The sequence below is a fragment of the Mesorhizobium sp. M0663 genome (assembly GCF_040320585.1).
Classification (GTDB): domain Bacteria; phylum Pseudomonadota; class Alphaproteobacteria; order Rhizobiales; family Rhizobiaceae; genus Mesorhizobium.
The window spans coordinates 565,669-587,821 of record NZ_JAMYPX010000001.1 but is presented as its reverse complement, the minus strand read 5'-3'; the positions used below and the strand labels follow the sequence as shown (position 1 = coordinate 587,821).

Here is a 22,153-nt window from a genome sequence, read left to right as displayed (position 1 = left end):
TTCGCTGCCGCCTCTCTCACTCTCCCGTCTCCGACTAGCGCCCGACATCAACTGCGCCAGCCTTCAACTGACCAGCCTTCAACTGACCAGCCTTCAACTGCGCCCCTTCAACTCGCTTGACGAAATCACCCATACGGACAACAAAGCCGCCATGCTGAATCAGACCAAACCGGATCCCGTTCGGTCGCCCTTGCTGGAAACGGCGCAAGGCATCCGCTACGGCTACTTCACGCGAGTCGGCGGCATTTCCAGCGGCATCTACCGGGGCCTCAACATCGGCACCGGCTCGAACGACGACCAGACGCTGGTGCGCGAGAATCGCCGCCGGGTCGCCGAATGGATGGGCGTGCCTGCAAACCATCTGCTGACCGCTCACCAGGTTCATTCGCCGGACGTCGTCATTGCCAGGGAGCCTTTTGCCGGCGAGCGGCCCAAGGCCGACGCCATTGTCACCGACCGGCCGGGCATTGCCGTCGGTGCCTCGACCGCCGACTGCGGACCGGTCCTCTTCGCCGACGCCGAGGCGCGCATTATCGGCGCCGCCCATGCCGGCTGGAAAGGCGCTTTCACCGGAGTGCTGGAAAACACCATCGCGGCAATGGAAAGCCTCGGCGCCCGGCGCGACCGCATCGTCGCAGTGCTCGGTCCTTCGATCGGCCCACGGAATTACGAAGTCGGACCGGAATTCGTCGCCCGTTTCGTCGACGCCGATGCCGGCAATGCTCGCTATTTCGCGCCCTCCGCAAATGCCGGACACGCGATGTTCGATCTCAACCGCTACACGGTCGACCGGCTGACCAAGGGCGGCGTCAACGCCGAAGGACTTGGCCGCTGCACCTATGCCGAGGAAGAGCTTTTCTACTCCTATCGGCGCAGCACGCATCGCAACGAGCCCGACTACGGGCGGCAGGTTTCGGCAATCGTTTTGGAGGCTGACTGATGGCGCTGCATTTCGAACGCTCGGAATTCGACGCGCGGCGCGATCGACTGATGATCGAGATCGCCGAAAAGAAGCTCGACGCCGTCCTGCTGTTTGCCCAGGAAAGCATGTATTGGCTAACCGGCTACGACACCTTCGGCTTCTGCTTTTTCCAGTGCCTGGTGGTCAAGGCCGACGGCTCGATGGTGCTGCTGACGCGTTCGGCCGACTTGCGCCAGGCGCGCCACACCTCGATCATCGACAACATCGTTTTGTGGACGGACCGCAACGGCGCCAATCCGGCGGTAGATCTGCGCAATCTGCTCAACGAGCTTGACCTGCTCGGCGCCCGGATCGGCGTCGAATACGACACCCACGGCCTGACCGCCTATAATGGCCGGCGCCTCGACGAGCAGTTGCAGACCTTCGGGCAGATCGCGGATGCCTCCGGCATTGTCAGCCGGCTACGGCTGTTCAAGAGCCCGGCAGAAATCGCCAAGGCGGAAAAAGCCGCAAATCTGGCCGACGACGCGCTGGACGCAGCACTGCCGCTGATCAAGCAGGGCGGCGATGAGGCGCTGATCCTCGCCGCCATGCAAGGTGCGATCTTTGCCGGCGGCGGCGATTATCCGGCCAACGAGTTCATCATCGGCTCCGGAGTCGACGCCCTGCTTTGCCGCTACAAGGCCGGTCGCCGCAAGCTCACCAAGAACGACCAGCTGACGCTCGAATGGGCCGGTGTCTTCCACCACTACCATGCGGCAATGATGCGCACGGTGTTGACCGGCAAGGTATCGAAACGCCACCAGGAATTGTTCGATGCCGCCCGCGCCGCGCTACTTGCAGTCGAGAAGGCGATGACGCCCGGTAATACGTTCGGCGACGTGTTCGACGCCCATGCCCGCACCCTCGAAGCCCACAATTTGACCAAGCACCGGCTCAATGCCTGCGGCTATTCGCTCGGCGCCCGCTTCACCCCGTCCTGGATGGATATGCCGATGTTCTATCAGGGTAATCCCGAACCGATTGCACCGAACATGACGCTGTTCGCCCATATGATCATCATGGACTCCGAAACCGAAACCGCGATGACGCTTGGCCGCACCTATCTGACCACCGAATCCCAGCCGAAGCCGCTGTCCCGCCATGATCTCGACTTGATCGTGCAGTGAATCCATAATGGAAAGAGTGTGAGGGGCGTTCGTCGCCAAGGAGTTTTCAGGCTAATGAGACGATCGCATGTGACGACCGTGTCATTGCTCGTGGCGCTGGCACTGGCGGCCTGCACCAATGCGAAGGACGTTCTCGAACCCTCGGCCATTGCCCCGCAATCGACGCAATCGCTCTCCGGAGCCGGAGGTGCCGCAACGCCCCCCGCAACTCCGGCTCAGCCTGCCGGCACCGCGCAAACCGCAGATACAGCGCAGCCTTCCGCTGCAGCAGCCGTGCCGCCCGCCAAAAGCGCGGCTGCCATTGCGCGGACCCGGCTGCAGGTGGCGCCGATCGTCGGCGCCTCAGTAGAAGCCGCGACACCGCTGACCGCCGAGCTTCAGACACGCGCCAGGCAGCGCGGCATCACCTTGGCCGGCAGCACCGACCAGACCCCTACGCATGTGCTCAAGGGCTATTTCTCGACCATGACGGAAGGCAAGGACACCACCGTCATCTACGTCTGGGACATCTATGACCCGGCCGGCAACCGGCTGCATCGCATCAACGGCCAACAGAAGGCGCCCTCTGTTGGCGGCGGCGAAGGCTGGGCGGCGGTCGAGCCGGCGACCATGCAGGCAATTGCCGACCAGACAATCGACCAGTTCGCCACCTGGCTTGGCGGCGGCGCCGGCTGACCTGGAGCGTGATTCCGAAAAGTGGAATCCGGTTTTCGGAAAAGAGCATGCTCAGACTGAAAGTTAGAAGCTATCCCGATTCCGTCGGCATGGAACTGGCTCTATCGCCGCATGCTCAAGCCGTAAGCGTTTATTGAGATTAGCCGGCGGATTCCCATTCACGACGCTTGCAATACCGGCGCGGGCCGCTAAAAGCCCGACTAAGAGGCTGGAGTGCTATCGGAGTCTCTCAATCCTTCGCCAGGAACGGTGCATGAAGCTCTTCGCGGGCAATTCCAACAGGGTGCTGGCCGAATCAGTCGCCCGCTACCTCAACATTCCGCTGGGCAAGGCCAGCGTCAGGCGCTTCGCCGATCAGGAAATCTTCGTCGAGATCCAGGAGAATGTGCGCGGCGAGGACGTCTTCATCCTGCAGTCCACCTCGTTCCCGACCAACGATCATCTGATGGAACTGCTCATCATGATCGACGCCTTCATGCGCTCTTCGGCCAAGCGCATCACTGCGGTTATTCCTTATTTCGGCTATGCCAGGCAGGATCGCCGTGCCTCGGGCCGCACACCGATCTCGGCCAAGCTGGTCGCCAACATGATCACGAGGGCGGGCGTCAACCGGGTGCTGACCCTGGATCTCCATGCCGGCCAGATTCAAGGCTTCTTCGACATCCCGACCGACAATCTGTTTTCCGTGCCGGTCATGGCCCGCGACGTAAAAGCGAAATACAAGCAGCTTGCCAATGTCATGGTGGTGTCGCCGGATGTCGGCGGCGTGGTCCGCGCCCGCGCGCTCGCCAAGCGCATCGACGCCCAGCTTGCCATCGTCGACAAGCGCCGCGAGCGCCCCGGCGAATCGGAAGTCATGAACGTCATCGGTGACGTGCGCGGCAAGGATTGCCTGTTGATCGACGACATCATCGATTCGGGCGGCACGCTGTGCAATGCGGCCGATGCGCTGCTTGCCGACGGCGCCACCAGTGTCACCGCCTATACTACCCATGGCGTTTTGTCCGGCGGCGCCATCGCCCGCATCGGCGCCTCGAAACTGCAGGAACTGGTCATCACCGATTCCATCCAGCCGACCCAGGCAGTGCTGGACGCCGCCAATATCCGCGTCATCTCCATCGCCGAATTGATGGGCGAGGCGATCTCGCGCACGGCGACCGAGGAATCGGTGTCGAGCCTGTTCGATTGATGCGTGTCGCGCAAAGTGCAGCGGTTTTGCGATAACGACATGCATAAAATCAAGAACCCAAAGCGCCTCGCATGAGGCCGGTCGAACGCGACGCCCTTCAGGGCTGCGACTCAGGCCGAGCCGGACCGCTTATTCGTCGCACACCTTCGCCAGCATCACGGGCGCCCCGCATGTAACCGCGTGGCGAGGCTCCCAGCATGCGCTTGAACATGGTGATGAACGCCGGCACGCTGTCATAGCCGAGATCGAGCGCCACCCTCGTGATCGGCTCGCCGTCGGCCAGCCGTGGCAGCGCCGCGAACAGACAGGCCTGCTGACGCCAGGTCGACAGCGACAATCCGGTCTGGCGGTGGAACGCGCGGGTGAAAGAGCGGCGGCTCATGCCGACGATAGCGGCCCACTCGTCGATCGTCGCATGCGGTGACGGTGCCGAGACGAAGCGCCGGCACAGCGTCGCCAGCCTTGCATCGGACGGGAACGGAAGGCCGAGCGGCCGTTCCGGCAGGTGCGGGATTTCGTGCAGCAGGAGCTTCATGATCAGCCCGCCCCGCCCCTCCAGCTCGGCGCCTTGCGGCAGCTTTTCCGATTCCACGATCAGGCTGTGCATCAGGTCGGTGATGCCGACGACACGCAACCCGTCCGGCAGGCCGGGAATGGCCTCCGGCATCACATAGACGGACCGCATGCTGACGTCGCCCAGCATCTCGACGGAATGTTCGGTGCCGGCGGGGATCCACATCGCGTGGTCCGGAGGCACCATCCAGCGCCCATGCCGCGTCGTCACCAGCACGACACCGACCAGCGCGTGCAGCAACTGGCTGCGGCTATGATGGTGCCGTGGCACATGGTAGCCGTCCGGATATTCGGTCGGCAGCGCCACTGCCGGCCCTACGGCCTGCTCCAGCCATTGCCAGCGACGCTCATGCAACAGCCCGAGATCGGTGTCGCCCGCTCTGAACATTTCCCTGCCATGCGGCATCAGCTATGGCCCACTTGCGAAACTATTGGACCAAACCACGAAAGAAGTCGCGTGACAAGCAACGTATAAGGCTGCGGCCTATAAGACCGCCTGCGGAAGCGCCCGCTAAAAAGACCACGGAGCCTGCCTTGACCGATACCACAGCAACCGCCGACGCCAAGCCGGCAGCGGCCAGCCACATTTCAGCTCAGGCGACGGCCTTCACCGTCATCCTGGCGGTGAGCTTCTGCCATTGCATCAACGACATCATGCAGTCGCTGCTGTCGGCGATCTATCCGCTGCTGAAGGACAATTACGGTCTCGATTTCTGGCAGATCGGCCTTTTGACTTTCACCTTCCAGGTGACGGCATCCTTGCTGCAGCCGGTGATCGGCATGATTACCGACAAGCGGCCGATGCCTTATTCGCTGCCCTACGGCATGGCTTCTTCGCTGATCGGGCTGGTCGTGCTGGCCTATGCCGGACATTACTCGCTGCTCCTCATCGGCGCCTCGCTGATCGGCATCGGCTCGGCGATCTTCCACCCGGAATCCTCGCGCATCGCCCGCTTCGCCTCTGGTGGCAGGTTCGGTCTGGCACAGTCGCTGTTCCAGGTCGGCGGCAATTTCGGCCAGGCCATGGGTCCGCTGCTGGCAGCTTTCATCGTCGTGCCCTTCGGCCAGACCAGCATCGCCTGGTTTGCCGGCGGCTCGCTGATCGGCATCATCGTGCTGTGGCAGGTTGGCGGCTGGTACAGCCGCCTGCGCGCCGCACAGGGCACCCGCAAGGGGGCAGGCTTCGTCTCGCCTTTCCCGCGCCGCAAGGTCCTGGGCGCGCTGGCGATGCTGACCTTGCTGGTATTGACCAAGAACGCCTACATCGCCAGCCTGTCCAGCTACTACACCTTCTATGCCATCCATAAATTCGGCGTTTCGGTGCAGATGTCGCAAGTCATGCTGTTCCTGTTCCTCGGCGCCTCGGCCCTGGGCATCCTGCTCGGCGGCCCGTTCGGCGACCGCTACGGACAGAAGGCGATGATCTGGTTCTCGATCGTCGGAGTGCTGCCCTTCACCCTGGCCCTGCCCTACGCCAATTTCGAGTGGACAATGGTTCTCACCGTGCTGATCGGCCTGATCCTGTCCTCGGCCTTCTCGAACATCGTCGTCTTCGCGCAGGAACTGGTGCCCGGCCGCGTCGGCATGATCGCCGGCATCTTCTTCGGCTTCGCCTTCGGCATGGGCGGCATCGCCGCCGCCGTGCTTGGTGTCGTCGCCGACATGAAGGGCATCGATTTCGTCTTCCAGGTCTGCTCCTATTTGCCGCTGCTCGGGCTGCTGACGGTCCTCCTGCCTAACATGAAGGAAGCGAGGAAGATGGAGGCGGCGGCCAGCTAAAAATCAGTTCATCTTTCGGAATTGATACGAGTGCGCGACAGTTGCCGCGCCCTCGATGACTCTTTCACCATACGCCGGGTGAAAAGCCTGTTAGAGAGGGTCACCCCTGAAGGCAAAATTTTGGTCAGCAGCGCCTTCAAGTTGAACATACACCGGGCTCAACCCTGATGCTGCGCAGCGCTCCGCGCCAGGAAAGGCAATTCGCTTATGTCCAGACTAAAAGGCAAGGCCGCATTGATTACCGGCGGCACCAGCGGCATCGGCCTGGTGACGGCGCGACGTTTCATCGAGGAAGGTGCGCGCGTCGCTATCACCGGAACAAATGCGAGCCGTCTCGAGGAGGCGCGCACCATCCTCGGCAGTGATGTGCTTGTCATTGCCGCCGACGCCGGAGATGCTGCTGCCCAGAACGACATAGCGCGGCGGATCGAGGAAACCTTCGGCAAGCTCGACGCTCTCTTCCTCAATGCCGGTATCGCCGACCTGCGCCCGCTTGGCGACTGGACCGAGGCCGCGTTTGACAGGAGCATCGACGTCGACCTCAAGGGGCCGTACTTCCTGGTCAAGGCGCTCGTTCCGCTGTTTTCGAACCCGTCGTCGATCATCCTCAGCGGCTCGGTCAACGCGCATATGGGAATGGCTGGAACGCACGTCTATGCGCTGGCCAAGGCCGGCATGATTTCGCTCGCCCGGACGCTCTCGGGCGAACTGATAGAACGCGGTATTCGCGCCAATGTGATCAGCCCGGGTCCGATCGACACTCCGCTCAACGACAAACTTGGGCTGGACCCCGAAGCGGCGAAGGCGCGTGCGAAAGCTGTGGTCGGCCTGGTGCCTGCCCGTCGTTTCGGAACCGCCGAGGAAATTGCCAACGCGGTGGTTTTTCTTGCTTCGGACGAATGCCCGTTCATGGTCGGTGCGGAAATGCTGATCGATGGCGGCTTGAGCATCGCCTGACATCGGCACGACCTGACACGAGATCACCCGCAGATGGCGGGTTTTTTGTTGCGTTCTGAAAGGCCTTACGCCCTGAAGAAGGCCAGCATGTCGGTGTTTATAACATCGGCATGGGTGGTCGCCATACTATGGGGGAAACCCTTGTAGACCTGTCGCCTGCCATGACTTGCACCCTTTCCCGCCTTCGGCTATAGAGCCGCCACCCGCGTAGACACCCTTGGAGGCAACGCGGCGGAAGGCTGCCTTCCCTTGTGATCCCGAACAAAGGTCCGCTTGCTTATGCGGCTGCCGGCTTTCGGATATGCAGGCCCGGCGGCTTTCGACGTTTACGGCCCCGGCACGTTGCCGGCCGTGAGCGCTCCAGAACAACGCGAAAGGAAATGCCATGAGCCACGATACTTACGAGCTCAAGGCCGAAGCGCGCGAACAGGTCGGTAAGGGGTCCGCCCGTGCAGTTCGCCGCAACGGTAAAGTGCCTGCAGTGATTTACGGCGACAAGCAGCCTCCCCTGGCGATTGCGCTGACCTACAAGGATATCTACTACAAGATCCATGGCGGCGGGTTTCTGACCACGGTCGCCACGATCGATGTCGACGGCAACAAGATCCAGGTTCTGCCCAAGGATTTTCAGCTCGACCCGGTCAAGGATTTCCCTGTCCATGTCGATTTCCTGCGCATCGGCAAGGATACCGAAGTCAACGTCGATGTGCCCGTGCACTTCATCAATGAAGATAAGTCGCCCGGCATCAAGCGCGGCGGCGTGCTCAACATCGTGCGCCACGAGGTCGAGTTCCACTGCCCGGCCAATGCGATCCCGGATTTCATCATCGTGGATCTCACCGGTACCGATATCGGCGATTCGATCCACATTTCGGCCGTCACCTTGCCGGCCGGCGTCAAGCCGGTGATCTCCGACCGCGACTTCACCATCGCGACCATTGCCGGCTCCTCGGCGATGAAGCCGGAGGCTGCGGAAGAGACGACTGAAGCGGCTGCGCCCGAAGCGGCTCCTGCCGCCGAAGAGAAGTAACCCCTTCCCGCCCGGAGGCGACGATGCTTGTCTTTGCAGGCCTCGGCAATCCGGGCGCGAAATACGCCAACAACCGGCACAATGTCGGCTTCATGGCGGCGGACGCGATCGCCCGCCGCCATTCCTTTTCGCCCTGGTCGAAGAAATTCCAGGGTCTGATCGCCGAAGGCACGCTTGCCGGCGAAAAGGTGATCCTGATCAAGCCGCAGACCTTCATGAACCTGTCCGGCCAGTCGGTCGGCGAAGCCTTGCGCTTCTACAAGCTCGGCCCTTCGGCGCTGACTGTCTTTTATGACGAGATCGACCTTGCCGCCGGCAAGGTGCGGGTCAAGGTCGGTGGCGGTTCCGGCGGCCACAACGGCATCCGCTCGCTCGACCAGCACGTCGGCAAGGATTTTCGCCGTGTGCGCATCGGCGTCGGCCATCCCGGCGTCAAGGAAATGGTGCACGGCCATGTGCTTGGCGATTTCGCCAAGGGCGACCGCGAATGGCTGGACGTGCTGCTCGACGCAATCGCCGATGGTGCCGGATTGCTTGCCAAGGGCGACGACAATTCGTTCATGAACCGCGTGACGCTGGCGCTGCGCGACAAGCTCACGCCGACGGACGACGACGATCGCCCGCCGCCCAAGGCGCCAAAGGCGCAAAGCCACGTCCGCCAGGCGCGGCCGCAGCAGCCGGCGGCCAAGCTGCCCGAAACCGGCCCGATGGCGGCCATGCTGAAGAAGCTTTTTGGCGGCAAGGACTGAGCCATGGATCTGGATGACATTCAGGAATTGGTCCGTCTCATCAGACAGAAGTATGTTGATTATTTCGTCGCCGCTGCCGGCGAACTTGCTCGCAACAGCCAAGGATCGCATGCGACCGAAATCAAGTTTTCGAACGTCGATTCCTTCTATCGAAATTTCATCGCGGTTGATTTCGTCAGTAATGACGGACAGCCAAATCCGCAATTCATCAACAGCGATTCCTATGTGAAATTCTCTCCGGATATTCACGCCGGGATGGGTGGAATGGATGTCCTCATCTCACCTTTCAGGTGGGATGAGGTTCATTTTAAATTCCCTATAAATGAGCTCGACGGCGATCTCTTCGACGAATGGTTTCGCGGCTGGTTCGATATCGATGGCGAGCGTGAAACATCGGAGACCGTCGGAAACGTCATTCACAGTGCGCAATTGCTCGACGGGCAACTGACCATCGATTTCGGAACCGCTGAGGTCGACGCGTTCTGGCATCTTCTACAAATACTGAGCAGGTCCGGCGTTCGTTCGTTGGCGATAGGCACCGATGACATCGCGCAGCGTCTGAATTGAATTGCGCCTTGACGATCATCGGCGCTTTCGCCCATAGCCCTGATCAAATTTCGATTTCCCGATAGGACCAGACAAAAATGGGTTTCAAATGCGGCATCGTTGGCTTGCCCAATGTCGGCAAGTCGACGCTCTTCAATGCGTTGACCAGGACGGCGGCGGCGCAGGCCGCCAATTATCCGTTCTGCACCATCGAACCGAATACCGGCGAGGTGGCGGTGCCCGACCCGCGCCTGCAGAAGATCGCCGCGATCGGCAAGTCGAAGGAGATCATCCCGACCCGCATCTCGTTCGTCGACATTGCCGGCCTGGTGCGTGGCGCCTCCAAAGGCGAAGGGCTTGGCAACCAATTCCTCGCCAACATCCGTGAGGTCGACGCCATCGTCCATGTGCTGCGCTGCTTCGAGGATGACGACGTCACCCATATCGAGGGCCGCATCGATCCTGTCGCTGATGCCGAGACCGTCGAAACCGAATTGATGCTTGCCGACCTCGACAGCCTTGAGCGCCGCATCGTGCAGATCCGCAAGCGTGCCGCCGGCAAGGACAAGGAAGCAGCGACCGTACTTCCGATGATGGAAGCGGCGCTTGAACTGCTGCAGGCCGGCAAGCCCGCCCGCATCCTGCTCAACGGCATCTCGGCTGAGGATCTGCGCATCCTGCAGGGGCTGAATCTCTTGACCTCACACCCGGTGCTTTACGTCTGCAACGTCGCGGAAGCCGATGCCGCCACCGGCAACGCGCATACCAGGGCGGTCGAGAAGTTGGCCGCCGCGCAAGGTGCCCGCACCGTTGTGATTTCCGCGGCGATCGAGGCCGAGGTCGCCCAGCTCTCGGACGAAGAGGAAATGGAATTCCTGGCAACGCTCGGTCTGGACGAACCCGGCCTGAACAAGGTCATCCGCGCCGGCTACGAGCTGCTCCAGCTCATCACCTACTTTACCGTTGGCCCCAAGGAGACACGCGCCTGGACCGTGCACAAGGGCGCCAAGGCGCCGCAGGCGGCAGGCGTCATCCACACCGATTTCGAGCGCGGCTTCATCCGCGCCCAGACCATCGCCTATGACGACTTCGTCAGGCTGGGCGGCGAAGTCGCGGCCAAGGAGGCCGGCAAGGCGCGCGACGAAGGCAAGGAGTATATCGTCCAGGACGGCGACATCATGCTGTTCAAGTTCAACACCTGAACCGGCGAGGAAGCCCAATGGTCACCATTGCCGTCGCTCGATGACAAACTTCAAAGCAGGGTGTCGCAGTGCCTCTTGCGCTGCTTGACGGGCCATCGTGCGGGGTCTAAGGGGCCTCTGCACCGGCCTCGCGCCTCGCCTGCCCGTGTCCGTGCGATGTGACTGACGCGCCCCCTCCAAACGAACGCTCTTTGGCAACAGCAAGGGAGACCCGGCGATGATCAAGGCCTTCGTCGTCGACAATGATCGCCTGCGCCTGGTCGACGATCTCCTGCAAAACAGCGACACTGTCGTCTGGGTCGACCTCTTCAACCCGACAAAGGAAGAAGAGACGACAATCGAGACCTGGCTCGGCATCGCCGTTCCGACCCGCGAAGAGATGGAAGAGATCGAGATCTCGAGCCGTCTCTACGTCGAGGACGGCGCCTACTTCATGACCGCCATTCTGCCTGCGCAGACCGAGGTGAACGATCCGTTGATGTCGCCGGTTACCTTCGTGCTCGCCGGCAGCAGGCTGATCACCGTGCGGTACCACGAACCGAAGGCGTTCAAGACCTTTCCGCTGCGCGCCGAAAAGGTGGCGACCGGTTGCACCAGCGGTGACACCATCCTGATCGGACTGCTGGAGGCGATCGTCGACCGCCTCGCCGACATTCTGGAGCGCGCCGGCCGCGACGTCGAGGCGATCTCGCGCGACATCTTCGAGGCACGCTCGACCAAGGTTTCCAAGCGCAACCGCGACTTCCAGGAGCTGTTGAAAGGCATTGGCCGCAAGGAGGACCTCGCCTCCTCGATCCGCGACAGCCTGATCTCGCTGCAGCGCCTTGCCGGCTTTCTCGCCCATGCCTCCACGCAAAGCAGGATGAGCAAGGACAGCCGCGCTCGCATCAAGACCTTGTCGCGCGACGTCCTGTCGCTCGCCGACCACGCCACCTTCCTGTCGCAGAAGATCAGCTTCCTGCTCGACGCGACGCTCGGCATGATCTCGATCGAGCAGAACGCCATCATCAAGATCTTCTCGGTCGCCGCTGTCATCTTCCTGCCGCCGACGCTTGTCGCTTCGATCTACGGCATGAATTTCGACATCATCCCCGAGCTCAAATGGCACTTTGGCTATCCCTTCGCCATCGGCATGATGGTGCTTTCGGCAATCCTGCCCTTCTGGTATTTCCGCCGCCGCGGCTGGCTATAGGGTCGTCAATACCGCGCTGCGGCTTGGGCGCAGCGGGCTGGCGCACTAGAAATTGCTTGACCAAATGCCGCCCTGCCTGCATCCGGGACCGGACCCGTAGCGATCGTACAATCCTGAACAGGATTTCCAGACCATGACCACAAAGACTTGGGCTTATGAGGATTTTGTCGAGGGCGCTTCGCTCGACCTCGGCACCAAGCTGGTAAGCGCCGCTGAAATCATAGAATTCGCCAACGAGTTCGATGCCCAGCCGATGCATCTCGACGAGGCCGCGGGCAAGGCCAGCATCCTCGGCGGGCTGGCGGCTTCGGGCTGGCACACCTGCGCCATGTTCATGCGCATGCTGTGCGATGCCTTCCTGCTCGACTCGACCTCCCAGGGCGCGCCGGGCGTCGACCAGGTCAAATGGAAACGGCCGGTCCTGGCCGGCGACCTGTTGACCGGCAGCACCACCGTCCTTGCCAAGCGACTGTCCAGATCGAAACCCCGCCTTGGCCTGGTGACCATGCGCAGCGAGTTGTTCAATCAGCGCGGCGAAGGTGTTTTCGAGCTCGAAAACACCGTCATGTTCCTCACCCGCGAGGGCAACGCGTGAGCCTCGACGAATTCTTCTGCATCGGTATCACCGTCACGCTCGGTTCGCATCGATTCGAACCGGAGGCGATCAAGGCGTTCGCCCGCAAATACGATCCGCAGATATTCCATATCGATGAAGAGGCGGCGAGGAACAGCATATTCGGCGGGCTCTGCGCCTCGGGCTGGCACACCGCCGCCACCTGGATGAAATTGAACCTCCAGGCTGGCATAGAGGCAGAGGTCGCCCGCTGGCCCGGTCCCGGGCCGGTGCCGGAATTCGGTCCCTCGCCCGGCTTCAAGAACCTCAAATGGCACAAACCTGTCTATGCCGGGGAAACCGTGACTTTCACCCGCACCGCGCTGGCCCATCGCCCCATCGCCTCGCGACCGGGCTGGCGGCTGCTGACGCTCCGCTCGGAGGCCTTCGATTCGACCGGCGACAAGGTCATCGAATTCGAAAGTGCCGTGCTGGTGAAGGTGGAGTGAGCGGAGTTCTTCCCTTCTCCACAAGAAGGGGAGAAGGAAGAAACGCTCAATGCCCCTCAAACCCGATCAGCGTCCTCACCGGTACGCCGAGCGCCTCTAACCTCTCGCGGCCGCCAAGATCCGGCAGGTCGATGACGAAGCAGGCGGCGAGGATATCGGCGCCGATCTGCCGCAATAGCTTGACGGCCGCCTCGGCCGTGCCGCCGGTGGCGATCAAATCGTCGACGAGGATTACCTTCTCGCCTGGAGAAACACCGTCCTTGTGCATCTCCATCTCGTCCAGCCCGTATTCCAGGCTGTAGGCGACGCGCACCGTCTCGTAAGGCAACTTGCCCTTCTTGCGGATCGGCACGAAGCCGGCCGAGAGCTGGTGGGCGATGGCGCCGCCGAGGATGAAGCCGCGCGCCTCGATGCCGGCGATCTTGTCGATCTTGAGGCCGGCATAGGGATGCACCAGTTCGTCGATGGCGCGGCGGAAGGCCCGCGCATTGCCGAGCAGCGTGGTGATGTCGCGAAACAGGATGCCCGGCTTGGGATAATCCGGAATGGTGCGGATCGCGGCAAGCAGCGTCTCTTCGAGCGAGGATTTCATCAAGCGGCTCTCCGGGCCTTTCAGATTCGGCTGAAGACGTGAAGGGAATTGGCCAATCGTAACCCGCTGCAGCTAAGTCCGGCTACCGCCATGTGACGCCTGACGGAAAATTGTCCGGCAAAGGGCCTGCTCTGCGCCGGCAGCGATGAATCGACATGCCTGTAATGAAAAGGGCGCCTTTCGACGCCCTCGCATTCTCGCATATCGCAGGGCTCAGTGCGCTACGCCGGCCCACACCTTGCGCTTGGTCAGGTAGACCAGCGCACCGAACAGCAGCAGGAAGACCAGCACGCGAAAGCCGGTCTTCTTGCGATCCTCGAGGTGTGGCTCGGCCGCCCACATCAGGAAGGCCGACACGTCGCGCGAATACTGGTCGACCGTCTGCGGCGCGCCGTCATCATAGGTAACCTGGCCGTCAGAGAGCGGCTTCGGCATCTTCAGCGACACGCCGGACAGGAAGTACGGATTGTAATGCGTGCCTTCCGGTATGACCATGCCCGCCGGCGGCTGCTTGTCGTAGCCGGTCAGCAGCGAGTGGATGTAGTCGGGACCGCCCTGGGCATATTGCGTGAAGATGTCGAAGACGAAGCGCGGGAAGCCGCGTTCGACGCCGCGCGCCTTGGCCAGCAGCGACATGTCGGGCGGTGCTGCGCCGCCATTGGCGGCCGCCGCCGCTTCCGCATTGGGGAACGGCGCCGGGAAATGGTCGGACGGCTTGCCGGGGCGATCGAACATGTCGCCGGCATCGTTCGGGCCGTCGTGGATCGTGTATTCGGCCGCCAGCGTCTTGATCTGCGCATCCGAATAGCCAAGGCCTTCCAGCGTGCGGAACGCCACCAAATTCATCGAATGACAGGCTGAGCAGACTTCCTTGTAGACCTTCAGCCCGCGCTGCAGCTGGGCCTTGTCGTAGGTGCCGAACGGCCCGGCGAAGCTCCAGTCCATTTCCTTTGGTTCGTGTATCGGGAAATGCGTCGGCGCCGCCTCGTTGTGCGCCTCTTCCTGGGCGCGCGCTCCAGTGCCTGTGGCCCCAATGCCAGCGGCCACAAGGCCAAGCAGCGCCAGCGAGGTGAGAATCTTCTTCATGCAAATCCCCTTGAGATTCTCTGACGCGCTGTCATCGTCTCGAGCATGATCTTGTCCGAAAACCGGTTTCCACTTTTCGGGATCATGCTCAGCCTTTGGTTTCCGGCGCGGCCGTGGCGCCGGCAGGATGTCCACCGCCACCCTTGTTCTTCCCGAGCACCGCCTCGGTAATCGAATTCGGCAGCCGCCGCGGCGTCTCGATCAGCCCAAGTACCGGCAGCGCTACCAGGAAGAAGGCGAAGTAGAACAGCGTCGCCATCTGCGCCATGAACACATAGCTGCCCTCGGCCGGCTGCGAGCCCAGCCAGCCGAGCAGGATGGCGTCGGCCACGAACAGCCAGAAGAACAGCTTGTACCAGGGCCGGTAGACTGCCGAGCGCACCTTCGAGGTGTCGAGCCACGGCACCAGGAACAGCATGACAATCGCGCCGAACATGCAGAGCACGCCGCCGAGCTTGGAGTTGATGGGCCCGATATTGAAGGTGATAGCGCGCAGGATCGCGTAGAACGGCAGGAAGTACCATTCCGGCACAATGTGGGCCGGCGTCTTCAGGGGGTTGGCAACGGTGTAATTGTCCGGATGGCCGAGATAGTTCGGCAGATAAAAGACGAAATAGGCGAAGACGAACAGGAACACGATCATGCCGAACCCATCCTTGATGGTCGCGTAAGGCGTGAAGGCGAGCGTGTCGGTCTTCGATTTGACCTCGATGCCGGTCGGATTGTTCTGGCCGACGACGTGAAGCGCCCAGATGTGCAGCACGACGACGCCGGCGATCATGAACGGCAGCAGGTAATGCAGCGCAAAGAAGCGGTTCAGCGTCGGATTGTCGACCGCGAAGCCGCCGAGCAAAAGTTGCTGGATCCAGTCGCCGACCAGCGGGATCGCCGTGAAGAAGCCGGTGATGACGGTGGCGCCCCAGAAGCTCATCTGGCCCCAGGGCAGCACATAGCCCATGAACCCGGTCGCCATCATCAAGAGGTAGATGATGCAGCCGAGGATCCACAGCAGCTCGCGCGGCGCCTTGTAGGAGCCGTAGTAGAGGCCACGGAAAATATGGATGTAGACGGCGACGAAGAAGAACGACGCGCCGTTCGAATGCAGGTAGCGCAGCAGCCAGCCCGAATTGACGTCGCGCATGATCTTCTCGACCGAATCGAAGGCGAGAGTGCTGTCGGCCGCGTAGTGCATGGCCAGCACGATACCGGTCAGGATCTGCGCCGCCAGCATGAGCGCGAGAATGCCGCCGAAGGTCCAGGCGTAATTCAAATTGCGCGGCACCGGATAGGCGATGAAGCTGTCATAGACCAGCCGCGGCAGCGGCATGCGCGAATCGAACCAGCGTCCGATGCCGGTCTTGGGCGTATAGGTCGAGTGTCCCTCGCTCATGGAAATATCCCTTGCCTCAGCCGATACGGATCTTGGTGTCGGAAATGAACTGGAACACCGGCACCGCCATGTTCTCGGGCGCCGGCCCCTTCCGGATGCGGCCGGCGGTATCGTATACGGAACCGTGGCACGGGCAGAACCAGCCGCCGAAATCGCCTTCCTGGCCGAGCGGGATGCAGCCGAGATGGGTGCAGACCTGGACCATCACCATCCAGGCTTCCTTGCCCGGCGTGGTGCGGTTGGCGTCGGTTGCCGGGGCGTCGGCCGGCAAATTGGCGTTGCGGGCGATTGGATCCTTGAGCTCGGCGAGATTGACCGCCTCGCCGTCCTTCATCTCTTGCTCGGTGCGGTTGCGCACGACCACCGGCTTGCCCCGCCACTTCACAACGAGCGACATTCCTGGCGTCAGCGAAGATACGTCGACCTCAACCGAGGCAAGGGCCAGCGTCGAGGCATCCGGACGCATCTGATCGATGAACGGCCAAGCGACAGCGCCCGCGCCGACCACCGCCGCCATGCCAGTGGCGACGTAGAGAAAATCACGACGGTTGGGATCCTGGGTGTCGGTTGCGCTCACGGGTGCCTGATCCTTTCGCCTTTTCCGTGCCGGCGGCCGAGCCTTGTTCCCCGCTCAATCGCGCCGGCCCGACTGCGCATGGCGAACAGGCTAGCGAATTCCTCCGGCATTTGGGACTTGGGTTTATGCGTGAAGCCTGTTTTTGTCCAGACGGGTGAAGGCACAAGGGCAGATTGTCGCGGGGGCGTAATTCGCACAGCGGAACGATTGGAAAACAGCAGCAAAACCAACTGGCTGCGTTCGCCTCGACAGCTGGCGCTGGCCCGGTTTATCCTCGGCCTATGGCGCATGTCATAGATCGCGACAAATGGGCCGAAGCGCCCGACCGCTGGCCCGACCACTGGCAGGGCGGGCTGCAAGGCGGAGCTTACGGCTCCCGCAGCTGCCTGATCTTCAACTACCTGCCCGAGATCGGCGGCGGCCCCAGGCTGCACAGCCATCCCTATTGCGAGATTTTTATCATCCGGACCGGGACCGGTCTGTTCACCGTCGGCGACCGGCAGATCGAGGCCACAGCCGGCCAGATCCTGGTCGTACCGCCGAACACGCCGCACAAATTCACCAATCCAGGCCCGCTGGAAACCACCGACATACACGAGAACGGCAGCTTCATCACCGAGTGGCTGGAATAGCGCCTCCCAAACCGATTTCGGTTCGGATCATGCGCTGGCGCCGAGCCTGGCCAGCACGGCCTTGGGAATATTGTATTCCCGGATCACCGCGTCGTGCTTGCGCAGGCCGCAGAGTTCGCGCTGGATGAAATAGCTGTGCACCGCTTCGGCTGCATCCCTGAGCAGCCGGGCTCGATCGTCGCTGTCGCCATTCTCGCGCAGCCTCGTCAATGTTTCCTCGACGCGCCGGCCGGCGCGGCCGCCTTCTCGCCGAGGATTTCATGGCCAAGCAGGTCCAACGCGCTCTCCTGCGCGCCGGACCGTCCGAAATTCGATGGCATTCTCACCGCCATGGTCTACTCCGGTTTTTAGAAACTACTCCGCCGGCCGGGTCTCGGCCAGCGCGCTCTCCTCGTTGAACAGGAAGCCGCCGGACTGCCGCTTCCACAGCCTGGCATAGAGCCCGTCGAGCCCGACCAGCTCGTCATGCGTGCCTTGCTCGACGATGCGGCCCTCGTCGAGCACCACCAGCCGGTCGAGTGCCGCAATGGTCGACAGCCGATGCGCGATGGCGATGACCGTCTTGCCTTCCATCAGCCTTGCCAGATTTTCCTGGATCGCCGCCTCGATGTCGGAATCGAGCGCCGAGGTCGCCTCATCGAGCACCAGGATCGGTGCATCCTTGAGGAAGACGCGGGCGATCGCCACGCGCTGGCGCTGGCCGCCGGAGAGCTTGACGCCGCGCTCGCCGACATAGGCCTCGTAGCCGATACGATCGCGATTGTCGCGCAGACCGAGGATGAACTCGTGCGCCTCGGCCTTCTTCGCTGCCGCGACCACCTCGGCGTCGGTCGCTTCCGGCATGCCGAGCTTGATGTTGTCGCGCAGCGAGCGGTGGAAAAGTGCCGTATCCTGGCTGACGACGCCGATATTGGCGCGCAGCGAATTCTGCGTGACCCTGGAGACGTCCTGCCCGTCAATGGTGATCTTGCCGCTCTCGAGGTCGTAGAGGCGCAGGATCAGATTGACCAAGGTCGTCTTGCCGGCGCCGGACGGGCCGACCAGGCCGACCTTTTCGCCCGGCCGCACGACGAGGTCGATGCCGTCGAGCACGCCGGACCCCCTGCCGTAGTGGAACTCGACATTGCTGACGTCGATACGCCCGCCGCCGACGACAATCTCTTTCGCGTCCGGCGCATCAATCAGGCCGAGCGGCTGTGAGATCAGCGCCTTGGAGTTTTCCAGCACGCCGAGGTTCCGCAAGATGCCGTTGAGCTGCATCATCAGCCGGCCGAGCAGCATGTTCAGCCGCAGCACCAAAGACAGCGTGAAAGCCACGGCGCCGACTGTGATCGAACCCTCGACCCAGAGATAAACGGCAAAGCAGGCGATCGCCGTGATCATAATGCCCGACAGCATCGTCAGTGCCATGCGCACGCCGGTCAGCCTGCGGGTGAACGGGCGCAGCGCGTCGAGATAGATGTCGAAGCCGTTCCTGATGTAGCGGTCGTCGCCATCGGCCGAGAACAGTTTCAGCGTCTGGACGTTCGAATAGGAATCGACAAGGCGGCCGGTGATCATCGAGCCGGCTTCGGCGGTGGCTTCGGCATGCTTGCGGATCGCCGGCAAATAGCGCCTGGCCAGCAAGCCGAAGGCGGTAATCCAGATCACCACCAGCACCGCCAGCCGGAGATCGAGCCCGGCGACCAGCGCCAGCGTCGTTACCGTATAGACGACCATGAACCAGACGACCTCGATGAAGCTTTCCATCAGATCGCCGGTCGCCTGTCCCGCCTGCCAGACCTTGGTCGCGATACGTCCGGCAAAGTCGTTCTGGAAGAAGGCGTAGGATTGGCGCGAGACATGGCGATGCGCCTGCCAGCGCACCAGATTATAGAAACCCGGCGTGATCGTCTGCTCGTCGACCAGCGCCGACAGGCCGACGACGATGGTGCGGATGACCAGCACCACCGCGATCATGAAGACAAGTTCCGGGCCGGCGGCAGTCCACAACGCGTGCCAGCTGCGTTCGCCGGGAAGCTGGTCGAGGATGTCGACCAGCCGCCCGACGAAATAGAACAGTCCGGCTTCGACTAACGGCGCGATGCCGCCGATCAGCAGCATGGCGAAGAAGGCGATCTTCGCCTGCCCGACATAATGCCAGAGGAAACCCCTGACGCCGGCAGGTGGCCGAAGGTCCGCAGGCTCCCGGAATGGATAGACCCAGTTCTCGAACCAGCGGTAGATGGCAGTCATTCGGCGGCTTCACCCTTGACGAGTGCATCGTTGGCGGCTGCATCGTTGGCAGAGGGGCCGTCGTCGAGCAGGAAGCCGCCCGACTGGCGCTGCCAGAGCTGGGCGTAGAGCCCGCCGCTGGCAACCAGTTCCTCATGCGAACCTTCCTCGATGACGCGGCCCTTGTCCATGACGACGAGCCGGTCCATGGCGGCGATCGTCGACAGCCGGTGCGCAATGGCGATGACGGTCTTGCCTTGCATCAGTCTGTAGAGGTTCTCCTGGATGGCCGCCTCGGCCTCGGAATCTAGGGCGGAGGTCGCTTCGTCGAGGATAAGGATTGGTGCGTCCTTCAGCATAACACGGGCTATGGCGATGCGTTGCCGCTGGCCGCCGGACAATTTGACGCCGCGATCACCGACATGCGCGTCGAAACCCTTTCGACCGTTAGAATCCGACAATCCGGCGATGAAATCCAGCGCCTCGGCGCGCCGCGCCGCCTCGATCAGCATCTGGTCACTGGCGTCCGGCCGGCCATAGAGGATATTCTCGCGCACCGAGCGATGCAGCAGCGAGGTGTCCTGCGTGACCATGCCGATCTGGGCGCGCAGCGAGTCCTGCGTCACCGCCGCAATGTCCTGGCCGTCGATCAGGACCTTGCCGCTTTCGAGGTCATAGAAGCGCAACAGAAGATTGACCAGCGTCGACTTGCCGGCACCCGAACGGCCGACGATGCCGACCTTCTCGCCCGGCTTCACCGTCAGCGACAGGCTTTCGATCACGCCCCTCTGCTTGCCATAGTGGAAGCGGATGTCCTCAAAACGGATCTCGCCCTTGGTCACGGCGATATCCTTGGCGCCAGGCCGGTCTTCGACGAGGCGCGGCAGCGAGATCGAGGCGATGCCGTCCTGCACCGTGCCGATATTCTCGAACAGCGTGGACATCTCCCACATGATCCATTGCGACATGCCCCAGAGCCGAAGCACGAGGCCGATGACCAGGGCGACGGCGCCGATCGTCACGGCTTGGCCGAGCCACAGCCATAGCGAGATTGCGGTGACCGAAAACAACAGCAGCGAATTTAGGACGTAGAGCAGGCCGTAGAGCTGTGTCACCAGCCGCATCGACCGGTAGACTGTATCGAGAAAGCCGGCCATACCGTCCTTGGCGAAGGATGCCTCGCGCCGCGCATGCGAGAACAGCTTGACCGTCTGGATGTTGGAGTAGCTGTCGACGACACGGCCGGTCATGGTTGAGCGCGCATTGGCCTGCTCCTCGCCGACCTTGCCCAGCCGCGGGATGAAATAGCGCAACAGCAGGACATATCCGGCAAGCCAGACGGCAAGCGGCGCAGCCAGCCGCCAGTCTGCCGAGCCGACAATGAACAGCATGCCGAGAAAATAGACGACGATATAGTTGAGCACATCGATGAGCTTGATGACGCACTCGCGCACCGCGAGCGCGGTCTGCATCAGCTTGGTCGCGATCCGCCCGGCAAACTCGTCCTGATAGAAGCTCATCGACTGCTTGAGCAGGTAACGATGCACCTGCCAGCGGATACGCATCGGATAATTACCCATCAGCGTCTGCTGGTTGAGCAGCGAATGGAACCAGACCGTCGCCGGCAGCGCGAAAACCACGATGAAGGCCATGCCGACCAGCTTCAAGCCTTCGGTCTGCAGGAACGTCTCGCGATTCTGTCCGGACAGCCAGTCGACGATCCGGCCCATGAAGCCGAACATCCACACCTCGGCAAGGGCGATGGCCGTCACCAGTACCGCATCGAGAGCGATGTAGGGCCACGCGCCGCGCGTATAATGCACGCAGAAGGCGATCAGTGTCCGCGGCGGCTCGACCGGCTCCTTGGCAGGGAACGGATCGAGCCTTTTTTCAAACCAGCTAAACATAGAGATGCTCACAATACTGTTTCCGCTCACGCGGCACGCGAACGGACGAGGTGCCCAGACCGCATGGCGTCAAGGACCGGCGATACGGAATCGTCCGCCTCGCCGGTCCTGCTTCGCGCTATATAGGTTGTCGCGGGCCTTTCGCCGACAGTCTCGTTTGACGATGCTGACGACGTTTTGACGATCCGGATTTTCGCGCCGGTTTTTGCACCAGGCCGGATCAGCCTGATGATCCGGCGCACCAGCGACGGCCGGCTATAGTCCGGAACGGCGCGCGAGAAATCGACGTCCGGCAGCATGCCGCGATGCGGACGCCGGCGGGTCTCGGCGTGAACCGCCGACGAGTAGGTCTCGCCGATCAAAAGCGCCCAGGTCGCAGTCTTGCGCTCGTGCAGGCTTCTTGAGCCGGGTATTCTACAGGGATCGAACATCGGTCCGTCCTCCAGTTGAAGATGCAGGTAGAGGGGTGAACCAACCCAGGCCGCGGGCACGCGCGGCGCGGCAAAGGTGGCATCGGTCGAAGCGTGTTCAGGTGGGGCGTTCAGCCCCTTCCACAGCTTGAAAAACATCGCAGGATTCCTTCAAAGGCCGAAAAAGGTTTCGGCGGGAATCGGTGCGATTGAAGTCTAAAAGGTCAGGAGAATCGTCGTACCGAAACCGCCGTCGGGCTGGTAAGCCCACGAGAGGGGTGGTGGATGTGCATGGCCATC

24 protein-coding genes and 1 pseudogene are annotated in these 22,153 nt (G+C 62.2%); 14 read left to right on the top strand and 11 right to left on the bottom strand.

The features are described from left to right. Positions 1-67 precede the first annotated feature (67 nt). The 4 genes from pgeF to NKI54_RS02845 all read left to right on the top strand — a co-directional run bounded on the left by pgeF (position 68) and on the right by NKI54_RS02845 (position 3,955). Positions 68-940 carry a peptidoglycan editing factor PgeF gene (gene pgeF / locus NKI54_RS02860; protein WP_352586942.1) on the top strand — a complete coding sequence of 291 codons (873 nt, stop codon included), beginning with the start codon at positions 68-70 and terminating at the stop codon, positions 938-940. Further along, positions 940-2,091: a M24 family metallopeptidase gene (locus tag NKI54_RS02855; RefSeq protein ID WP_023678425.1), complete on the top strand. Its 1,152-nt coding sequence runs from the start codon at positions 940-942 to the stop codon at positions 2,089-2,091. Before pgeF ends, NKI54_RS02855 begins: the two co-directional genes overlap by 1 nt. Positions 2,092-2,145: 54 nt before the next feature. Next, positions 2,146-2,766 carry a hypothetical protein gene (locus NKI54_RS02850; RefSeq protein WP_352568005.1) on the top strand — a complete coding sequence of 207 codons (621 nt, stop codon included), beginning with the start codon at positions 2,146-2,148 and terminating at the stop codon, positions 2,764-2,766. Positions 2,767-3,019: 253 nt separating this feature from the next. Further along, positions 3,020-3,955 carry a ribose-phosphate pyrophosphokinase gene (locus tag NKI54_RS02845; RefSeq protein WP_023678427.1) on the top strand — a complete coding sequence of 312 codons (936 nt, stop codon included), beginning with the start codon at positions 3,020-3,022 and terminating at the stop codon, positions 3,953-3,955. Positions 3,956-4,052: 97 nt separating this feature from the next. Here NKI54_RS02845 and NKI54_RS02840 read toward each other — a convergent pair whose 3' ends face one another. Continuing rightward, positions 4,053-4,934 (bottom strand): AraC family transcriptional regulator, encoded by an 882-nt coding sequence (locus tag NKI54_RS02840; RefSeq protein ID WP_352690626.1) that lies wholly within the window; start codon positions 4,932-4,934, stop codon positions 4,053-4,055. Between the two features lie 128 nt (positions 4,935-5,062). Here NKI54_RS02840 and NKI54_RS02835 point away from each other — a divergent pair, with 128 nt between their 5' ends. Next, the gene (locus tag NKI54_RS02835) at positions 5,063-6,307 is read left to right on the top strand and encodes an MFS transporter (RefSeq protein ID WP_352586780.1); all 1,245 of its coding nucleotides are present in this window, start codon (positions 5,063-5,065) and stop codon (positions 6,305-6,307) included. A gap of 207 nt (positions 6,308-6,514) precedes the next feature. Then, positions 6,515-7,264, top strand: coding sequence for an SDR family oxidoreductase (locus NKI54_RS02830; RefSeq protein WP_352456918.1), 750 nt, complete (start codon positions 6,515-6,517; stop codon positions 7,262-7,264). 65 nt (positions 7,265-7,329) lie between these two features. Here NKI54_RS02830 and NKI54_RS02825 read toward each other — a convergent pair. After that, positions 7,330-7,425 (bottom strand): annotated as a pseudogene (locus tag NKI54_RS02825) (alpha/beta fold hydrolase); the annotation flags it as partial. Positions 7,426-7,649: 224 nt separating this feature from the next. On the opposite strand from NKI54_RS02825, the gene NKI54_RS02820 reads away from it, so the two are divergent. From NKI54_RS02820 to NKI54_RS02790, 7 genes are all read left to right on the top strand, one after another. Then, positions 7,650-8,294, top strand: a complete 645-nt coding sequence (locus NKI54_RS02820; protein ID WP_352575776.1) for a 50S ribosomal protein L25/general stress protein Ctc — start codon at positions 7,650-7,652, stop codon at positions 8,292-8,294. A 23-nt stretch (positions 8,295-8,317) separates the two neighbouring features. Further along, positions 8,318-9,043: an aminoacyl-tRNA hydrolase gene (pth, locus tag NKI54_RS02815; protein WP_352568009.1), complete on the top strand. Its 726-nt coding sequence runs from the start codon at positions 8,318-8,320 to the stop codon at positions 9,041-9,043. 3 nt (positions 9,044-9,046) lie between these two features. Next, positions 9,047-9,610, top strand: coding sequence for a hypothetical protein (locus NKI54_RS02810; protein WP_352645069.1), 564 nt, complete (start codon positions 9,047-9,049; stop codon positions 9,608-9,610). Positions 9,611-9,687: 77 nt separating this feature from the next. Then, positions 9,688-10,791, top strand: a complete 1,104-nt coding sequence (gene ychF / locus NKI54_RS02805) for a redox-regulated ATPase YchF (protein WP_352637245.1) — start codon at positions 9,688-9,690, stop codon at positions 10,789-10,791. 217 nt (positions 10,792-11,008) lie between these two features. After that, the gene (gene corA / locus NKI54_RS02800; protein ID WP_352637247.1) at positions 11,009-11,983 is read left to right on the top strand and encodes a magnesium/cobalt transporter CorA; all 975 of its coding nucleotides are present in this window, start codon (positions 11,009-11,011) and stop codon (positions 11,981-11,983) included. 133 nt (positions 11,984-12,116) lie between these two features. Then, complete coding sequence (locus NKI54_RS02795; RefSeq protein WP_352690624.1) at positions 12,117-12,578, top strand: MaoC family dehydratase; 462 nt, start codon at positions 12,117-12,119, stop codon at positions 12,576-12,578. Then, the gene (locus tag NKI54_RS02790; RefSeq protein ID WP_352690623.1) at positions 12,575-13,045 is read left to right on the top strand and encodes a MaoC family dehydratase; all 471 of its coding nucleotides are present in this window, start codon (positions 12,575-12,577) and stop codon (positions 13,043-13,045) included. The genes NKI54_RS02795 and NKI54_RS02790 overlap by 4 nt, the downstream gene beginning before the upstream one ends. A 46-nt stretch (positions 13,046-13,091) precedes the next feature. Here NKI54_RS02790 and NKI54_RS02785 read toward each other — a convergent pair whose 3' ends face one another. The 4 genes from NKI54_RS02785 to petA form a co-directional block, all read right to left on the bottom strand. Further along, positions 13,092-13,637 (bottom strand): adenine phosphoribosyltransferase, encoded by a 546-nt coding sequence (locus tag NKI54_RS02785; RefSeq protein ID WP_254819181.1) that lies wholly within the window; start codon positions 13,635-13,637, stop codon positions 13,092-13,094. A 213-nt stretch (positions 13,638-13,850) separates the two neighbouring features. Further along, positions 13,851-14,723 (bottom strand): cytochrome c1, encoded by an 873-nt coding sequence (locus NKI54_RS02780; protein ID WP_352690622.1) that lies wholly within the window; start codon positions 14,721-14,723, stop codon positions 13,851-13,853. Between the two features lie 88 nt (positions 14,724-14,811). Continuing rightward, positions 14,812-16,113 carry a cytochrome b gene (locus NKI54_RS02775; RefSeq protein WP_352586768.1) on the bottom strand — a complete coding sequence of 434 codons (1,302 nt, stop codon included), beginning with the start codon at positions 16,111-16,113 and terminating at the stop codon, positions 14,812-14,814. Positions 16,114-16,129: 16 nt separating this feature from the next. Further along, positions 16,130-16,690, bottom strand: coding sequence for a ubiquinol-cytochrome c reductase iron-sulfur subunit (gene petA / locus NKI54_RS02770; protein ID WP_023719206.1), 561 nt, complete (start codon positions 16,688-16,690; stop codon positions 16,130-16,132). A gap of 281 nt (positions 16,691-16,971) precedes the next feature. Between petA and NKI54_RS02765 the strand changes: the two genes are divergently transcribed. After that, entirely contained in the window at positions 16,972-17,322 is a 351-nt protein-coding gene (locus NKI54_RS02765) for a cupin domain-containing protein (protein WP_352690619.1), read from the top strand. Between the two features lie 27 nt (positions 17,323-17,349). On the opposite strand, the gene NKI54_RS36445 is transcribed toward NKI54_RS02765, so the two are convergent. From NKI54_RS36445 to NKI54_RS02745, 5 genes are read right to left on the bottom strand one after another with little or no spacing between them, the layout of a single operon-like run. Continuing rightward, positions 17,350-17,532, bottom strand: a complete 183-nt coding sequence (locus tag NKI54_RS36445; protein ID WP_502898196.1) for a DUF6665 family protein — start codon at positions 17,530-17,532, stop codon at positions 17,350-17,352. Beyond that, positions 17,529-17,654, bottom strand: a complete 126-nt coding sequence (locus NKI54_RS36440; protein ID WP_502898195.1) for a hypothetical protein — start codon at positions 17,652-17,654, stop codon at positions 17,529-17,531. The genes NKI54_RS36445 and NKI54_RS36440 overlap by 4 nt, the downstream gene beginning before the upstream one ends. Before the next feature lie 22 nt (positions 17,655-17,676). Beyond that, on the bottom strand, positions 17,677-19,557 hold the full coding sequence (locus NKI54_RS02755; RefSeq protein WP_352690617.1) for an ABC transporter ATP-binding protein: 1,881 nt from the start codon (positions 19,555-19,557) through the stop codon (positions 17,677-17,679). Next, positions 19,554-21,443 (bottom strand): ABC transporter ATP-binding protein, encoded by a 1,890-nt coding sequence (locus NKI54_RS02750; protein ID WP_352586762.1) that lies wholly within the window; start codon positions 21,441-21,443, stop codon positions 19,554-19,556. The genes NKI54_RS02755 and NKI54_RS02750 overlap by 4 nt, the downstream gene beginning before the upstream one ends. 26 nt (positions 21,444-21,469) lie before the next feature. Next, a complete protein-coding gene (locus NKI54_RS02745; protein ID WP_352586760.1) occupies positions 21,470-22,012 on the bottom strand; it encodes a hypothetical protein in 543 nt (180 codons plus the stop codon). Between the last annotated feature and the right edge of the window lie 141 nt (positions 22,013-22,153).

Bases quoted from the DNA above. Each gene is read 5' to 3' on its own strand.
- NKI54_RS02855 (WP_023678425.1), top strand. From the start codon at position 940: ATGGCGCTGCATTTCGAACGCTCGGAATTCGACGCGCGGCGCGATCGA.
- NKI54_RS02850 (WP_352568005.1), top strand. From the start codon at position 2,146: ATGAGACGATCGCATGTGACGACCGTGTCATTGCTCGTGGCGCTGGCA.
- NKI54_RS02845 (WP_023678427.1), top strand. From the start codon at position 3,020: ATGAAGCTCTTCGCGGGCAATTCCAACAGGGTGCTGGCCGAATCAGTC.
- NKI54_RS02840 (WP_352690626.1), bottom strand. From the start codon at position 4,934: ATGCCGCATGGCAGGGAAATGTTCAGAGCGGGCGACACCGATCTCGGG.
- NKI54_RS02830 (WP_352456918.1), top strand. From the start codon at position 6,515: ATGTCCAGACTAAAAGGCAAGGCCGCATTGATTACCGGCGGCACCAGC.
- NKI54_RS02820 (WP_352575776.1), top strand. From the start codon at position 7,650: ATGAGCCACGATACTTACGAGCTCAAGGCCGAAGCGCGCGAACAGGTC.
- pth (WP_352568009.1), top strand. From the start codon at position 8,318: ATGCTTGTCTTTGCAGGCCTCGGCAATCCGGGCGCGAAATACGCCAAC.
- NKI54_RS02810 (WP_352645069.1), top strand. From the start codon at position 9,047: ATGGATCTGGATGACATTCAGGAATTGGTCCGTCTCATCAGACAGAAG.
- ychF (WP_352637245.1), top strand. From the start codon at position 9,688: ATGGGTTTCAAATGCGGCATCGTTGGCTTGCCCAATGTCGGCAAGTCG.
- corA (WP_352637247.1), top strand. From the start codon at position 11,009: ATGATCAAGGCCTTCGTCGTCGACAATGATCGCCTGCGCCTGGTCGAC.
- NKI54_RS02795 (WP_352690624.1), top strand. From the start codon at position 12,117: ATGACCACAAAGACTTGGGCTTATGAGGATTTTGTCGAGGGCGCTTCG.
- NKI54_RS02785 (WP_254819181.1), bottom strand. From the start codon at position 13,637: ATGAAATCCTCGCTCGAAGAGACGCTGCTTGCCGCGATCCGCACCATT.
- NKI54_RS02780 (WP_352690622.1), bottom strand. From the start codon at position 14,723: ATGAAGAAGATTCTCACCTCGCTGGCGCTGCTTGGCCTTGTGGCCGCT.
- NKI54_RS02775 (WP_352586768.1), bottom strand. From the start codon at position 16,113: ATGAGCGAGGGACACTCGACCTATACGCCCAAGACCGGCATCGGACGC.
- NKI54_RS02765 (WP_352690619.1), top strand. From the start codon at position 16,972: ATGGCGCATGTCATAGATCGCGACAAATGGGCCGAAGCGCCCGACCGC.
- NKI54_RS36440 (WP_502898195.1), bottom strand. From the start codon at position 17,654: ATGGCGGTGAGAATGCCATCGAATTTCGGACGGTCCGGCGCGCAGGAG.
- NKI54_RS02755 (WP_352690617.1), bottom strand. From the start codon at position 19,557: ATGACTGCCATCTACCGCTGGTTCGAGAACTGGGTCTATCCATTCCGG.
- NKI54_RS02750 (WP_352586762.1), bottom strand. From the start codon at position 21,443: ATGTTTAGCTGGTTTGAAAAAAGGCTCGATCCGTTCCCTGCCAAGGAG.
- NKI54_RS02745 (WP_352586760.1), bottom strand. From the start codon at position 22,012: ATGTTTTTCAAGCTGTGGAAGGGGCTGAACGCCCCACCTGAACACGCT.